At 70.3% G+C, this 13,362-nt stretch carries 15 protein-coding genes and 2 tRNA genes; 10 read left to right on the top strand and 7 right to left on the bottom strand.

Annotated features, from left to right (window positions below; all coding sequences use genetic code 11):
- Positions 1-32 precede the first annotated feature (32 nt).
- Together K2F47_RS17595 and K2F47_RS17590 are read left to right on the top strand one after the other, a co-directional pair.
- Positions 33-1,532 carry an RNA polymerase sigma factor gene (locus tag K2F47_RS17595; protein ID WP_242904642.1) on the top strand — a complete coding sequence of 500 codons (1,500 nt, stop codon included), beginning with the start codon at positions 33-35 and terminating at the stop codon, positions 1,530-1,532.
- Positions 1,533-2,042: 510 nt separating this feature from the next.
- Positions 2,043-2,780 carry a hypothetical protein gene (locus K2F47_RS17590; protein WP_242904640.1) on the top strand — a complete coding sequence of 246 codons (738 nt, stop codon included), beginning with the start codon at positions 2,043-2,045 and terminating at the stop codon, positions 2,778-2,780.
- Here the strand turns inward: K2F47_RS17590 and pdxR are convergent.
- On the bottom strand, positions 2,777-4,102 hold the full coding sequence (gene pdxR / locus K2F47_RS17585; RefSeq protein WP_242904639.1) for a MocR-like pyridoxine biosynthesis transcription factor PdxR: 1,326 nt from the start codon (positions 4,100-4,102) through the stop codon (positions 2,777-2,779). The two genes, K2F47_RS17590 and pdxR, sit on opposite strands and share 4 nt — an antisense overlap.
- A 117-nt stretch (positions 4,103-4,219) precedes the next feature.
- Between pdxR and K2F47_RS17580 the strand changes: the two genes are divergently transcribed.
- From K2F47_RS17580 to K2F47_RS17565, 4 genes are all read left to right on the top strand, one after another.
- A complete protein-coding gene (locus K2F47_RS17580; protein ID WP_242904637.1) occupies positions 4,220-4,882 on the top strand; it encodes a pyridoxamine 5'-phosphate oxidase family protein in 663 nt (220 codons plus the stop codon).
- 52 nt (positions 4,883-4,934) lie between these two features.
- A complete protein-coding gene (orn, locus tag K2F47_RS17575; protein ID WP_242904635.1) occupies positions 4,935-5,528 on the top strand; it encodes an oligoribonuclease in 594 nt (197 codons plus the stop codon).
- Positions 5,529-5,583: 55 nt separating this feature from the next.
- Positions 5,584-5,659: transfer RNA gene (locus K2F47_RS17570), tRNA-His, on the top strand.
- A 79-nt stretch (positions 5,660-5,738) separates the two neighbouring features.
- A complete protein-coding gene (locus K2F47_RS17565; protein ID WP_242904629.1) occupies positions 5,739-6,302 on the top strand; it encodes a GIY-YIG nuclease family protein in 564 nt (187 codons plus the stop codon).
- On the opposite strand, the gene K2F47_RS17560 is transcribed toward K2F47_RS17565, so the two are convergent.
- The 3 genes from K2F47_RS17560 to K2F47_RS17550 form a co-directional block, all read right to left on the bottom strand.
- A complete protein-coding gene (locus K2F47_RS17560) occupies positions 6,285-7,106 on the bottom strand; it encodes a hypothetical protein (RefSeq protein ID WP_242904627.1) in 822 nt (273 codons plus the stop codon). The two genes, K2F47_RS17565 and K2F47_RS17560, sit on opposite strands and share 18 nt — an antisense overlap.
- 609 nt (positions 7,107-7,715) lie before the next feature.
- Positions 7,716-8,030 (bottom strand): hypothetical protein, encoded by a 315-nt coding sequence (locus K2F47_RS17555; RefSeq protein WP_242904625.1) that lies wholly within the window; start codon positions 8,028-8,030, stop codon positions 7,716-7,718.
- Positions 8,031-8,034: 4 nt separating this feature from the next.
- The gene (locus K2F47_RS17550) at positions 8,035-8,184 is read right to left on the bottom strand and encodes a hypothetical protein (protein ID WP_242904623.1); all 150 of its coding nucleotides are present in this window, start codon (positions 8,182-8,184) and stop codon (positions 8,035-8,037) included.
- A 68-nt stretch (positions 8,185-8,252) separates the two neighbouring features.
- Between K2F47_RS17550 and K2F47_RS17545 the strand changes: the two genes are divergently transcribed.
- Both K2F47_RS17545 and K2F47_RS17540 read left to right on the top strand, forming a co-directional pair.
- Positions 8,253-8,828: a response regulator transcription factor gene (locus K2F47_RS17545; RefSeq protein WP_242904621.1), complete on the top strand. Its 576-nt coding sequence runs from the start codon at positions 8,253-8,255 to the stop codon at positions 8,826-8,828.
- A gap of 83 nt (positions 8,829-8,911) precedes the next feature.
- A tRNA-Lys gene (locus K2F47_RS17540) sits at positions 8,912-8,984 on the top strand.
- 306 nt (positions 8,985-9,290) lie between these two features.
- On the opposite strand, the gene K2F47_RS17535 is transcribed toward K2F47_RS17540, so the two are convergent.
- Positions 9,291-9,887 (bottom strand): TetR/AcrR family transcriptional regulator, encoded by a 597-nt coding sequence (locus tag K2F47_RS17535; RefSeq protein WP_242904620.1) that lies wholly within the window; start codon positions 9,885-9,887, stop codon positions 9,291-9,293.
- Positions 9,888-9,978: 91 nt separating this feature from the next.
- Here K2F47_RS17535 and K2F47_RS17530 point away from each other — a divergent pair, with 91 nt between their 5' ends.
- Entirely contained in the window at positions 9,979-11,367 is a 1,389-nt protein-coding gene (locus K2F47_RS17530; RefSeq protein ID WP_242904619.1) for an MFS transporter, read from the top strand.
- Between the two features lie 37 nt (positions 11,368-11,404).
- Here K2F47_RS17530 and K2F47_RS17525 read toward each other — a convergent pair whose 3' ends face one another.
- Both K2F47_RS17525 and K2F47_RS17520 read right to left on the bottom strand, forming a co-directional pair.
- A complete protein-coding gene (locus tag K2F47_RS17525) occupies positions 11,405-11,749 on the bottom strand; it encodes a hypothetical protein (protein ID WP_242904618.1) in 345 nt (114 codons plus the stop codon).
- A 180-nt stretch (positions 11,750-11,929) separates the two neighbouring features.
- Positions 11,930-12,412, bottom strand: a complete 483-nt coding sequence (locus K2F47_RS17520) for a hypothetical protein (protein ID WP_242904616.1) — start codon at positions 12,410-12,412, stop codon at positions 11,930-11,932.
- Between the two features lie 578 nt (positions 12,413-12,990).
- Here K2F47_RS17520 and K2F47_RS17515 point away from each other — a divergent pair.
- Positions 12,991-13,338 (top strand): NADH-quinone oxidoreductase subunit A, encoded by a 348-nt coding sequence (locus K2F47_RS17515; RefSeq protein ID WP_242904614.1) that lies wholly within the window; start codon positions 12,991-12,993, stop codon positions 13,336-13,338.
- Positions 13,339-13,362 lie beyond the last annotated feature (24 nt).

Here is a 13,362-nt window from a genome sequence, read left to right as displayed (position 1 = left end):
ATCAACGTCCCCGATTCATCTGGAGGGATCCCGTGGCCGGTGAGCCAGGGCCCGGGCAGTCCGACGACATCAGGCTCGCGGAAGCGCTCCGCGACGGCGACGTCATCGCGCTGACCGAGGTCTACGACACCTACGCGCCGTTCCTCTACGACTACTGCCACGGCCTGCTGCGCGACCGCGTCGAGGCCGCCGGGGCGCTGCGCAACTGCGTCATCGCGGCCCGCGAGCACGTCGGACGGCTCAACGAGCCCGACCGGCTGCGCGGCTGGCTGTACGCGATCGCGCGCAAGGAGTGCATGCGGCGGCGCGACAGCCCGAACCGGCACACCGGCCAGGAGGCGCCGGAGGCCGACGACGACCTCACCGACGACCAGCTGGCCCGCCGCGAGGAGCGGCGCCTGCTCGCCCACAGCGCGCTCGCCGCGCTCACCGGGCGCCAGCGCGAGGCCATCGACCTGTCGGTGCGGCACGAGCTGGACGAGGTCGACCTGTCCGGCGTGTTCGGCATGCCGCTGGAGGAGACCCTGCGACTGGTGGAGGAGTCCCGCGAGGACCTCGCCGCCGCCCTGCACGCCGCCCTCATCGCGCAGAACCACTGGAAGGACTGCCCCAGCGTCTCCGCGCTGACCGAGTCGTGGCCGCTGTCGCCGCAGACCTCGGCGTCCCTCGTCCGGCACGTCGGGAGCTGCCCGGTGTGCGGCGAGCGCGACACCCCGCCGCTGCCCCCCGACCGGCTGCTGTCGGTGCTGCCGATCGCCGCGATCCCCGCCGACCTGCGGCTGGACGTGCTGACCGCCGCGACCGCCGCCGACCGCGCCGACAACCGGCGCGCGATCGCCGCCTGGACCGAGCCGTTCGACGAGTACGGCTGGCCGCTCCCCTACGAGCCCGCCCCCTCGCGCGCCCGCGACCGCGAGTCGCGCCGCCGCCGCGGCCCGCTGATCGGCGTCGCCGCCGCCGCGGTCGCCGCGGTCGTGGTGCTGGTCGGCGCGATGTCGGCGTTCGGCGGCGAGGAGGACGGCGGCGGCTCCTCCCCCCAGGCCGGCGCGTCCGGCCCGGCCCCGGGCGACAGCGGCAGCGGCTCCCCGACCGGGACGAGCGCGGACCCCTCGCCGACCAGCCCGTCCCCCTCGCGGACGTCGGCGTCGCCGTCGAAGTCCCCGTCCGCGTCGCCGTCGAAGTCTCCGTCCAAGACGCCCTCCAAGTCCACCTCGACGACGACGGCACCGCCGCCGAAGGACAACGACGACCCGCCGCCGCCGTCCCAGCCCGGCACATTGTCGGCGGCGGGGTGCAGCATGGGCTACGAGGACTGGTGCGCCGTCCGGATCACGGCCGTCGGCGGCCCGGTGTCCTGGCGCGTGACCAGCACCAGCGGCCCGGTGGAGGCGGGCGGCTCCGGAAGCCTGTCGGCGGGCCAGTCGACGACCGTGCGCGTCTGGCGCGACGAGAACGGCCTCTGCCTCGGCAGCCGCAGCGGATCCGTGTCGTTCTCCCCCGGCGCCTCCGCGGGCGTCTCCTACCATTGCTGAGAACCGTCTGCTGACAATCGTCGCGGACAGGACGCGCGCCCGTGGCGGGCCCCGGGCGCGCGTCCCCCGTTTTGCCCTCTCGACCGCCTGAGCCGCCTTGCCCACGGCGTGACCTGCGACGACGCATTCTCGACGCGCGGCGCGACCGGTACGTATACCGGCGCCGTCGGCCACTTCCGGTCGCCGTTCAGGCAGCCTTCAGCCTCCCCCCAGTCTGGACGCTGACCTGCGAGTACGTACCCTGAACCCACCGCGGGACGTGAAACTTGCACAGGAATCCCCGACCGCAAGGTGGATTCGGAGTACGGCCGGGGTACGCATCTGCGACGACACCCGAGCAGAGTGGACCTCTTCCGGCATGGAGGTCGAATGCCGCCATATCCGGCCCATGGCGGCAAGCTGGACTTTTGTGTCCCGCTGGGCTACTACAGGGACTAGACCACTCGGGGCTAGACCGCCCGATTGGGGGGACACACCGTGGCAGACGCATGGCTGCCGGGAGCCGGCCGCATGCCGGCGCGACAGGACGGGGGAAGACTGGGAGGAGGCGCGCCAAGGGTCGTCTGGTTCGCCAGCGAGTCCGACCCCCGTACCGTCTCGGCACGCTCGGTCGCCGCCGACATGGTCAAGGAGGACCGGCCCGCGCACCTGGTCTGGCATCCGGGCACCGGCGAGATCATCCAGACGCTGCCCGCCACCCGCGCCGCCCGGCTGCTCGGCGACCCCGTCGGCCGCGAGGGCCGCGCCTGCCTCCAGATCGTCGTGATCGGCCAGGCCCGCGTCCCGTTCACCGCCGCCCTCATGATCGGCGTCGAGACGATCGTCGGCTGGCTGGACACCTGGGGCATCGAGCGCCGCTGGCCCGCCGGACCGCCGCTGCCGTCCCCGCAGTCCTACCACTCGCTGCGCGCCCGCAAGGACTGGGCCCGCGGCGGCCACTTCGGCGCCTCGCAGGTCCCCGTCGCCGACCGTCCCGACCCGGGCGGCATCGACATCCGCCGCATCACCGGCCCGAACACGCCGGTCGCGCCGCTGCCCACGACGCGCGGCCCGATCCCCGAGCCGGCCGGCGCCCGGCTCGTGCCGCGCCCGACCCGCGCGGGTGAGAACGCCCGTCCCGGCCCCGGCCCCGACCACACGCCGCCGGGGCCCACCCCCGTCCCGGCCCGTCCGGCTCCGCTCTCGGTCGCCGCGCCGCCCGACCACCTGGCCGCCCCCGGCGCACGCCCCCGCGCGATGTCGAACTAGCGGTTCTCCAGGACGAGGTCGCGGACGAGCCCGCAGCCCCACCGCAGATCGGCGAGCCCCGGCGCGGACCCGTAACCGATCACCAGACCGGTGAACGGCCCGCCGGGGCCGCGGTGGCAGCGGTCGAGCGTCTCCACCAGCACGCCGCGCTCGGCCGCCGCGTCGACGACCCGGTCCGCCACCGCGCCCGGCACGGCCACGACCAGGTGCAGGCCGGCGGTGTCGCCTTGCAGGGGCAACCCGTCCAGCGCCCCGACCACGGCCTCGCGCCGCCGCGCGTACTCGCCCCGCATCCGCCGGACGTAGCGGTCCAGGTCGCCGCGTTCGAGCAGCAGCCGCAGCGCGTGCTGCGGCACCACCGCCGTCCGGTCGTTCAACTCCTCCCGCCTTGAGGCGATCGCCGCGACCAGGTCCGGCCGTCCCACCAGCCAGCCGACCCCCATGTCCGCGGTGAGGATCTTCGCGGTGGTGCCCAGGTAGACGACGACGTCCGGGTCCAAGCCGTACAGCGCGGGCAGCGGCCCGACGTCGTAGCGGAACTCGCCGTCGTAGTCGTCCTCCACCACCAGCGCCCCGGTGCGCCGCGCCCACGCCAGCAGCGCCTGCCTGCGCCGGACGGGCAGCACCCCGCCCAGCGGGAACTGGTGCGAGGGCGTCGTGTAGATCAGCCGCAGATCGTCCGGAAGCCCGTCGACGACCAGCCCGTGCTCGTCCACCGGGCACGGCACCGGCACCGCGCCCCGTCCCGCCAGCACCGTCCACGCCCGCGGCCACCCCGGCTCCTCCACCCCGACCCGGTCGCCCGGCCGCAGCACGGTCGCCGCCAGCAGATCGAGCCCGCTGGTCGCCCCCCGCGTGACCAGCAGCCCCTCCGCCGGACAGCTCACCCCCCGGCTGCGCCGCGTGTAGTCGGCCAGCGCCACCCGCAGCTCCGCCATCCCGTGCGGTTCCTGCCGCTCCTGCGGCGGCATCCCCGACGCGATCCGCCACGCCCGCCGCCACGCGGGCGTGTCCAGCGCCCCGACCCACGACACCCCGGCGCGCAGGTCGAGCATCCCCGGGACCGACGTCCGGTAGACGGCCTGGTCCACGATCGGCTTGGGCAGCGGCACGGGCGCGACGCCGTCGGTCACATACGTCCCGGAACCGTGCCGCCCCTCCAACCACCCCTCCGCGTACAGCTGCTCGTATGCCTCGGTCACCACCGTCCGGCTCACACCGAGCAGTGCCGCCAGCGCTCTACTGCCGGGCAGGCGCTCCCCGGCGGCGAGCCGCCCGTCCCGCATCGCCGCGCGCAACTGCGCCACGAGCTGGGCGTTCATCGGCTCCCCGGCGTGCCGGTCAACGACGAGGGGTAGGTCTATCAACAAACTGGTCTCCGGCTATCGGGCCCAAGTGGCACTACCGACCAGGCCACTCTCCACCTAGCGTAAACGGACATGACCGCACTCTCCGCCACCGACCGCACCCGCCTCGGCCGCTACCCCGAGCGCTCCACCGGCGACCGCTCCGTCCTGCACGCGATCCTCGACGACGGCATGATCTGCCACCTCGGCCTCATCGTGGACGGCGCGCCCCGCGTCCTGCCCACCGGCTACGGCCGCTCCGGCGACACCCTCTACGTCCACGGCTCCACCGGCGCGCGCAGCCTCATGGCCGCCCCGTCCCAGGAGATCTGCGTCACCGTCACCCACCTGGACGGCATCGTCGTCGCCCGCTCCCTGTTCCACCACTCGATCAACTACCGCAGCGCCGTGATCTACGGCACCCCCCGCCTCACCACCGGCGACGAGAAGCTCGCGGGCCTCCGCGCGATCGTGGACCGCCTCGCCCCCGGCCAGTGGGACGTCGCCCGCCAGCCCACCCGCAAGGAACTCGCGGCCACCACCGTCCTCGCCCTCTCCCTGGACGAGGCGTCCGTCAAGATGCGGCAGGGCCCGCCCGGAGACGACGAGGAGGACTACTCCCTCGACCTCTGGGCCGGAGTGGTCCCCGTGAGCCAGACCTTCGGCACCCCGTCCCCCGACCCATTGCTCCGCCCCGGCATTTCCGTCCCTCCGCACATCGCCGCCCGCGGTACCGAAACGGCTCCGACCTCGTAAATCGACCCGTCTCGATGCCCCGCGCAGTCGTTCATGGTCGTAGGGTGAACCCATGAACGAGCGGCTGGTCTGGATCGACTGCGAAATGACAGGACTCGACCTGCGTCACGACGCGCTCATCGAGATAGCCGCGCTGGTGACCGACAGCGAACTCAACATCCTGGACGAGGGCGTCGACGTCATCATCAAGCCCCCGCCGGAGTCGATCGCCCAGATGACCAAGGTCGTGCGGGACATGCACACCACGTCCGGCCTGCTGGAGGCCCTCCCCGGCGGCGTCACGCTGACCGAGGCCGAGGACACCGTCCTCACCTACATCCGCACCCACGTCAAGGACGCCAAGAAGGCCCCCCTCTGCGGCAACTCCATCGCCACCGACCGCTCCTTCCTGGCCCGCGACATGCCCTCCCTCGACGGCCACCTCCACTACCGCATGGTGGACGTCTCCTCCATCAAGGAACTGGCCCGCCGCTGGTACCCCCGCGTCTACTTCGCCAGCCCGGAGAAGAAGGGCGGCCACCGCGCCCTCGCCGACATCACCGAGAGCATCCAGGAACTCCGCTACTACCGCGCCGCCGTCTTCGTCCCCCAGCCGGGCCCCGACTCCGAGACCGCCCGCACCCTGGCGTCCGGCGTCACCGGCTGACCCACCCGGCAGAACCCGCTACACTACTGAAAGCCGGGACGCGCTCCCGGCCACGGTGGGTGTAGCTCAGCTGGCAGAGCACTTGGTTGTGGTCCAAGATGTCGGGGGTTCAAGTCCCCTCACTCACCCCAAGCAAAGAGCCTGGTCACCGACAGTGGCCAGGCCTTTCTCATTCCCAGGACCCATCTCGGAATCGCGCCGGGAGCCGCCATGACGCCCCCCACGGAAACGCTCGCGACCAAGCTCCTTGCCCCGGACCGCCTCTGGACTGCCGCCGAGGTCCTCGCCAGACCCACCCCCGTCCCGGCCGCTCCCGGCGTCTACGGCTGGCACTTCGACGTCCCGCCCCACCCCTCGCTGCCTCCCCGGCAATTGCTGTACGTGGGGATCGCGCCGCGCAGAATGACCTCACGGCGCAGCAAGCAGACCCTCCGAACCAGGGTCCGTAACCACTACCGCGGCAACGCGGAGGGATCCACCCTCCGCCGCACCCTCGGCTGCCTGCTCGGCCTCGAACTCCGGCGCGTCGGCAGCGGCACGCGCATGACGTTCGGCAAGCACGGCGAACAACAGCTCACGGCCTGGATGGCCGAGCACGCCCTCGTGTGCTGGAACATGGACCCCGAGCCCTGGCTTCAGGAAACCGAGCTAATCAACCAGCTCGACCTCCCCCTCAACCTGGACCAGAACAAGCACAACGCATTCCACGCCCAGCTCACCGAGATCAGCTCCACAGCCAGACAACGCGCCCGCACCCTACCCATCCTGCCCTGAGCCGACCGTCCAGACCTTCGGTGCCGTCGCCGGTGCGGATAGCCGCACGAACGTCCCCGGCGCCTGCCGGTACACACAATTCACCCCGTACCGATGCAGAAGCATGACGGAGACTTCGTCCGGCCGCTCCGGAAACAGCCCGGCAAGCCTGTCGGCGGGCTGAGGACTATGGGGTGCATAATCAAGAAGCTGACCCAGAGCATCGCGCACATACCGGTGTCCGGAACCGCTCTTCGCTTCAACGATCTCGGTACCACCGGGTCCCGTGATATGGATGTCCGTGATGCCGACAGGCGTCCGCAACCGTCCCGTCTCGCAGGCTTCCAAGCTCTCGACGTACTCGCGGACAAGCAAGGCCTCCGCGCGGCGAACGAGAATCTGCCGCCCAGCGGTCCGGTAACTGGCCTGGGCAGTGTGGACCTTCTCCAGGTCCACCACCTGTGTACCGTGGGCGAGCGCCTGAGCGACCGCGTCCTCCTGAGCAAGCTCGTGCTGAAGGTCGCTGGACGGAGCGATCCCGAGCCCTTGGAGCACCGCTTCCGCCTTACCGGCATCCAGTATCCGAAGCCCCATGAAGTTGTCACCGGCGTTGAACCCCGGCAGCGCCCAGATCTCCTCGTAGGGAATCTCTGTGGGCTGGAAGCTCAGCAGACTGTAGATGTGGTTCCAGCTTCCGCCCTCACCCGGAGTCCAGAGAGTGTCGGCGAAAGCCGCGTTTTCAAGGAGGACGCCGACTTCCCCGATAGCGCAGACCTTCTTCTGTCCTGTGAACAACACGACATCGCCGGACCGCACGCGCGCCATCTTGCTCTTCTGGAACGATCTGGCGCCCCAGAACCGGGCCCGGCCTGAGGATGACTACGCCCGTCACACTCGGTCCTCTTGGCCGGGTTTACCACCTGTGAGCTGATCTGATCATTTTTGCACCCATGTACGTGATTTCGACCGACCAGCGAGCCCCGGCGCCGCCGGATGCGGTCAGGAGCTGGTGCCAGGTGGACTCAGCGCGGGCCCTCACCCAGGGGACTCGCAAGGAACCGAGGGTGACCGCTGCGGAGCAGCCATCCTGGTTCCGGGCCGGAGCCCCGCGAGACGCCAGTGAAGCTGCCCGGTCACCTAGGGAAGGGCATGCAAGTCCTGATTACCGTCGAGGCTGCATCAAATTATTTGGGCCCTACGGCGAAACGATATGAGTCGCAGGAATTCAGGTTGATGTGCCACCAACCGGGTGGATGCGGCTCTACTCGATCACTTTCGGGAACTGCTTGCCCGCAACGCCTTTCGGAAGTTCGACGGCAAGGCGTACATAGCCTGGAACCGGATGAGCAGCAAAATCGACCGCTGAATGAGGCCAGAGGGCGAGTTCGGCCGCGGTCCCTGAACCCCACCATGTCGCGGTGGCGGCGCTTCTGCTTAGCTTCGAAGCAGATGATCGGCCGTCCAGCACGCGATCTTAGCGAGCCATTCGTGCGCGGCCGGCGCCTCCAACTCAGTTGAGAATCGCCGCCTGGCGCCTTGAAGCTCCTCCGCCGAGCGGCCGATACCCACCGACTTCCCGCTGCTCCGCAAGCGCTCGCTTACTGAAGGCCGGTTGCGCGAGATCGAGGTCAGCCGGGCGTCCACCCGCAGGGACACGCCGTCAGCGGGGAGCCGTGCCAGGAAGGTTCCAAGGTCGTGGGCGCCGGTAGCCGACTCGGTCAGGTCGGTGGATTGATCGGCTACGGACATGCCTTCATACGCACGGCATCTCCCGCAGATGGGCAATATCCGCTGCTTTGCGGACCTTGACCTGTGCGGCGCTCGCCTGGCCCGCCACGAAGGACGTATCGCCCGAAACCAGCCCGGGTCGCCCGGACAGCGGCTTCTTCATGGCGCGGTTCATCGACTCAGGATGATCGGCCGGTTATGCTCCGTCCTTATAAACGCCCAACGACACCCCAAGGGCAGCGGATGAGTGTCGACGAAACGGCCCCACTGCGCGTCCTCGTGGTGGACGGCGACCCCCGCGTCCGCGCGGACGTCGTCGCTCTACTCGACGACAGCGACGAGCTTGAGGTCATTGCACAGACCGCCACGGCCGGTGACGCCGTCGAGCTGGCTGAACGCCTGCGTCCTGACATCGTTCTACTGGACGCCGACTCCGCCCGCACCGGCCACGCCACCCCACTGAGCCGCACCTCCCGCGTATTCGTCCTGGCGTCCGCCGGCGACCAGTGCGTCGAGGTCGCCATCCGGGGCGGCGCCTGCGGTCATCTCGTACCGGGCGCGTTCACCGTCCTTGACCTGATCCGCGGCGTCCGCGACGCGTCCCGCGTATCCCTGGGCCTGTCCGCCCGCGAGTCCGAGGTGATGGACCTCATCGCCACCGGCCGCTCCAACGGCGAGATCGCCCGCCAGCTCTTCCTCAGCGAGAAGACCGTCAAGAACCACGTCAACCGGATCTACGCCAAGCTGGGCGTCAGCTCCCGCGCCACCGCCATCGCCCTCTGGCGCGGCATGATGAGCGTGCTCCCGGCCAAGGACTAACCGATTCGCACAGGTCCGCGGCCCCTGGTACTGTTCTTCCTGTCGCGAGGGACACCGGCCAAGGCCGGAGCCCCGTCCGACACGCGCCGTTAGCTCAATTGGCAGAGCAGCGGACTCTTAATCCGCGGGTTCGGGGTTCAAGTCCCTGACGGCGCACCCGTGTTTCCTCTCTGCCCAGGGCGTTCTTCGTACGCGAAGAGCGCCTTTTGTAGTGCTCGAGTGAGTTGTGGGAACGGTATGAGAACCCCAGTACCGAGCGAGGACGGATCGATCGCACGCGGGACCAACGCGGCGGCCGCTTCCGCCGCCTCGCGAGCGACCTGGGGCAGCACACTGGTGTAGAAGTCGCTCTTTGTAGCCATGCTTCCTCGCATCCACGCGTAATTGATGGCCAGGTATTCCCGTCTCAACAGCATGATTGTGACGTAGAGACTGGCAGTTCGACTGAGTCTGCCCCCGTCGTTATGCGTCGCTTGTTGGGGGTGGGGCGAGAATCGACTGTACGGTTTCGGTGACGATGCGGCCCGTTTCCTGTTGCGTGAGGCGGCCGGTGCGGTTCTCTTCGGCCGCGCCGTGCAGGACGTACTGGATGACACTGACCAACCAGGTGAGCGGCATGTCGGTGCGGAACACGCCTTGCTCCTGGCCTCGGTGGATCAGTTCTTCCACGCGCTGGGCGGGCGCGGAGTGCAACTCGCGGATGCGTCCGGCCGGAAGGGTGCCCTGAGCGGCGGCCAGCAACGCCGTGGACTCGGCGACCAGCGACCAGCTTGATTCGAGCAACCGGGTGAGCGCGTCCCGCGCGTCGCCGGCGAGGTCGATGGCCGAGAGCACCTGTTCGCCCGCGCGCAGTGCGTCCGCCAAAGCGGCCTCGACCAGTTCGGCGCGGTTGGGGAAGTGGCCGTAGAGCGTCATCCGGCCCACCCCGGCGTGCTTGGCGATGTCGTCGATGCTGGCGTTCGGATCTCTGCTCAGGCACTCGCGTGCCGCACCGACGATGCGGGCGATGCTGCGCTCGGCGTCCGCGCGGCGGCGCCGCCCGGGACTGGCTGTGGGCATGCCCCATGCTAACTCGTACCCCGGAATACATGTTACCCTCCCCGGCATTGAACTCGTACATGGAAGTACGAGTTAAGAATGGAGGGGCGTCATGACGCACCAGACCCGCACCACGGCCGCCCAGGAGAACAAGCCCCATCCGCTGCGCTGGCGGATCCTCGGCCTCCTCGGAGTCGCCCAGCTCATGCTGATCCTGGACGTCACCGTCGTCGCCATCGCACTGCCTCACATCGAGGCCGACCTGCATCTGAGCCGCCAGGCCGTGACCTGGACGGTCAGCGCCTACACCCTGACCTTCGGCGGCCTCATGCTGCTCGGCGGGCGCGCCGCCGACCTGCTCGGCGCCAAACGCGTCGTCCTCACCGGGTTGGCGGTCTTCACCGCCGCGTCCCTGGTGACCGGCCTCGCCGGAGGAGCCGGGCTACTGCTCGGCGGACGGATCGCCCAGGGGCTCGGCGCGGCGCTGCTGTCGCCGTCCGCGCTGTCGTTCGTGGTGAGCCTGTTCGAGGGCGAGGAGCGCAACAAGGCACTCGGTGTCTGGTCCGCGCTCGGCGGGGGCGGCGCCGCGCTCGGCGTCCTGCTCGGCGGCGCCCTCACCGCGGGCCCGGGCTGGCCATGGGTGTTCTACATCAACGTGCCCATCGGCATCGTCATCGTCGCCGCGCTCGCCCGGATGCTGCCCCGGCAGGAGGCGCCCCGGACGCGCGGCGGGCTCGACGCGCTCGGCGCGCTGCTGGTCACCGCCGCGTCCGGCAGCCTGATCTACGCCTTCGTCCGCGCCGGAGACCACGGCTGGCTCACCAGCGGTACCGGGCTGCTCGTGCTGGTCGCCGCCCTCGGCTACCTGGCCTTCGTGGTCAGGCAACGGACCGCCGCGTCCCCGATGATGGACCTCGCGCTGCTGGTGCGGCGGCCGGTGGCCACCGGCACCTTCCTGATCCTCATGGCGACCGCCCTGATGATCGCGGTGTTCTTCCTCGGCACCTTCTACTTCCAGCACGCGCACGGCTACGGCGCCCTGCGCACCGGCCTGCTGTTCCTGCCGGTCGCGGCGGCGACCATGCTCGGCGCCGACCTCACCGGCCGCGCCATCGCCCGCACCGGAGCACGGCCGCTCGCCGTCGGCGGACTCCTCACCGCCGCCATCGGCATGGCCATACCGGCACTGTCCATGCACACCGCGACCGTCGCCGTCGGGACGGCCATCGCGGGCGCCGGAACCGGCGCGATGTTCGTCGTCGCGTCCGCCACCGCCCTCGGCCAGGTCGCCCCGCACGAGTCCGGCGTCGCCTCCGGCATCGTCAGCACCTTCCACGAGTTCGGCGCGTCCATCGGGGCCGCCGTCATCTCCAGCGTCGCCGCCGCCAGCCTCGTCGGCGACACCCTCGACGGCTTCACCCACGGGTTCGTCCTCGCCGCGGTCGCCGCCGCCGTCTCGGCCCTCGCGGCCGCCGTCCTCACCCCCAAACGACCCACTTGAGAGCGTGGACCTGTCTGGAAATATCCCGACGCGCCGTCTAGGTCGTCCGTGCTCCGGCGCCGCCGGCCGCCATGCCGTCGGGGTCGTCGCCGTCGACCAAACCGCCCTGCAGGATCGGCAGGGTGGAGGGCACCACGGTCAGCGCGATGGTGCCGTTGTCTTGGCGGATGGCATCGATCCCGGCGGCGGTCCAATGCACGGCGAGCGGGTCGGCGGCCCCCGGGGCTGTGGCGAGTGGAACGGGTTCCAGCAGCACTCGGGCGTGGGCTCGCAGGTCGACCGGCTTAAAGGTGATCCGCACCCCCTCGGGACGCTGTTCGGCCTGCCAATCGGTGATCGTCCTCAAATACGGGCGCACGGGCGAAATGGCGAGATGCGGCACAACGGGCCAGGCAAGAGCGCGGGTGCTTCGCGGGGTTCCGTAGGGCTTGGGGGGCTCGGGGAGGTCGAGCTCCTTAGAGCTGGCCTCCCAGTCCGGGTCGATGTACCGCACACCCGGGCAGACCCGCTCCAGATGGGCCTCGATCTCCGCTGCATACTCCTCCAGGCTGCGCGGATCCCCTCAGCGCACGGTCGGCGGCAGTCGACAGCAAGCCGCGCGGTTGCCGCTCGTGCTCGTCGGCGGGCGGCTGGTAACGGGCGGCCAGCAGGCGCTCGCGTTCACCTTCGGTGAACCGGGCCAGCATTCCTCCAGCGCCGGCGCTGCCTCGATCTCTGGACGGTCGGCGACCACCCGCGCGTGCAAGCGGGTTCCGGTGGCGCGGGCCCGGCGCAACAGCATCTGCCGCTCGTGGTGGTCGGCGCGCTCGGTGTCGCCGGGCCGGCGGATGAGGATGGTGCCGTGATGGTAGCCGTGCTGCTTGGTCACCGGCCCGCTCGCGGTGTTCACCGTCTTGGTGATGAACAGGTCCTTGAGCAGGAAGTGGATCGGGTCACCCGATTTGGGCGGGCCGATCTCCACCACCAGCACCTCTCGTCCCTCGACGGTGACGTACTCGGGCGTCCAGGTGATCTCGGTACCGAGGTAGGGCCGCAGGCTCTGCACCAGGCGCTGGGGATCGCGGCCGCCTCCGGCGCCCGGTTGGCGAAGCCCAGGATTTGCCGGACCAAGTGCAGCCGCCCAGGCTGCGAGGTCAGATCCAGCGGGTTCTTCCATTCCAGCCACAGCGACTCGTCTTTCTCATCGGGGCGCGTACGGCCTCGATCAGACGCAGCAATTCACTCGGGCGGCGGAATGGGCGAGACAGGTCCTCGATCGGAAACGGCACAGCCCGTTATCCTGAGCCGTCTGGTCACGAGGTGACCAGCAGTTTGAGGCGGTCCGGCAACTATGACCGACCGCACAGGCCATGGCGGTGCCAGCGAGCCGTCCGAAGACGGCAAGCCCGGTGAGTCTTCCTGGGACCCTCCGGCCGGCCCATGCTGGGTTGGAGAGGTCGCCGTGGGCCCATCGTCGCGCCCTCAAGCTCCGGGTCTGTAGGGCGGGGCCCGACGAGCCGCGTCCTACCGACCGCGCCAGCAATCATGGGATCGCAGGTCAGAGGCGGGGGTGGGGTCCCCATCGCGCACCCGTGGGGCATCATCTCCTACGGCGTGTAGGAGGAGTCGATTCAGGGGGCCGGTATGCAGTCGTACGTAGCGGTGCTCGCGCTGCTGGGTTTGCTGGCCGCCGTGGTCGTGGCCGTATACGCGCTGTCGTTCGTCTACGCGCCGCCCGGCACCCTCGGTACCGGGCCGTTCCTGTCGGGCGGAGTGCCCAGGGAGCATGCGGTGTCGCGCTATCACGTGCGCTGGTACGTGGTGACGATGGTCTTCCTGGCCTTCGACATGGAGATGGTCTTCATGTACCCGTGGGCGGTGGTGGTCGCCTCCGTGGGGACGAAGGCCGTGGTGGAGATGTTCGGGTTCCTCGCGCTCCTCATGGCCGGGGTCGTGTACGCGTGGCGCGAGGGGGCGTTCAGATGGGCCTGAGGGAGCGGCTCTTCCGCTTCGCCC

Source organism: Actinomadura terrae, assembly GCF_022751215.1.
Classification (GTDB): Bacteria; Actinomycetota; Actinomycetes; order Streptosporangiales; family Streptosporangiaceae; genus Spirillospora; species Spirillospora terrae.
The sequence above is the reverse complement of the archived record's forward strand: the minus strand, read 5'-3'. Positions and strand labels throughout refer to the sequence as shown.

Excerpts from the sequence above, each read along its gene's own strand:
- K2F47_RS17590 (WP_242904640.1), top strand. The coding sequence starts at position 2,043 with ATGCCGGCGCGACAGGACGGGGGAAGACTGGGAGGAGGCGCGCCAAGG.
- pdxR (WP_242904639.1), bottom strand. The coding sequence starts at position 4,102 with ATGAACGCCCAGCTCGTGGCGCAGTTGCGCGCGGCGATGCGGGACGGG.
- K2F47_RS17580 (WP_242904637.1), top strand. The coding sequence starts at position 4,220 with ATGACCGCACTCTCCGCCACCGACCGCACCCGCCTCGGCCGCTACCCC.
- orn (WP_242904635.1), top strand. The coding sequence starts at position 4,935 with ATGAACGAGCGGCTGGTCTGGATCGACTGCGAAATGACAGGACTCGAC.
- K2F47_RS17565 (WP_242904629.1), top strand. The coding sequence starts at position 5,739 with ATGACGCCCCCCACGGAAACGCTCGCGACCAAGCTCCTTGCCCCGGAC.
- K2F47_RS17560 (WP_242904627.1), bottom strand. The coding sequence starts at position 7,106 with ATGGCGCGCGTGCGGTCCGGCGATGTCGTGTTGTTCACAGGACAGAAG.
- K2F47_RS17555 (WP_242904625.1), bottom strand. The coding sequence starts at position 8,030 with ATGTCCGTAGCCGATCAATCCACCGACCTGACCGAGTCGGCTACCGGC.
- K2F47_RS17550 (WP_242904623.1), bottom strand. The coding sequence starts at position 8,184 with ATGAACCGCGCCATGAAGAAGCCGCTGTCCGGGCGACCCGGGCTGGTT.
- K2F47_RS17545 (WP_242904621.1), top strand. The coding sequence starts at position 8,253 with ATGAGTGTCGACGAAACGGCCCCACTGCGCGTCCTCGTGGTGGACGGC.
- K2F47_RS17535 (WP_242904620.1), bottom strand. The coding sequence starts at position 9,887 with ATGCCCACAGCCAGTCCCGGGCGGCGCCGCCGCGCGGACGCCGAGCGC.
- K2F47_RS17530 (WP_242904619.1), top strand. The coding sequence starts at position 9,979 with ATGACGCACCAGACCCGCACCACGGCCGCCCAGGAGAACAAGCCCCAT.
- K2F47_RS17515 (WP_242904614.1), top strand. The coding sequence starts at position 12,991 with ATGCAGTCGTACGTAGCGGTGCTCGCGCTGCTGGGTTTGCTGGCCGCC.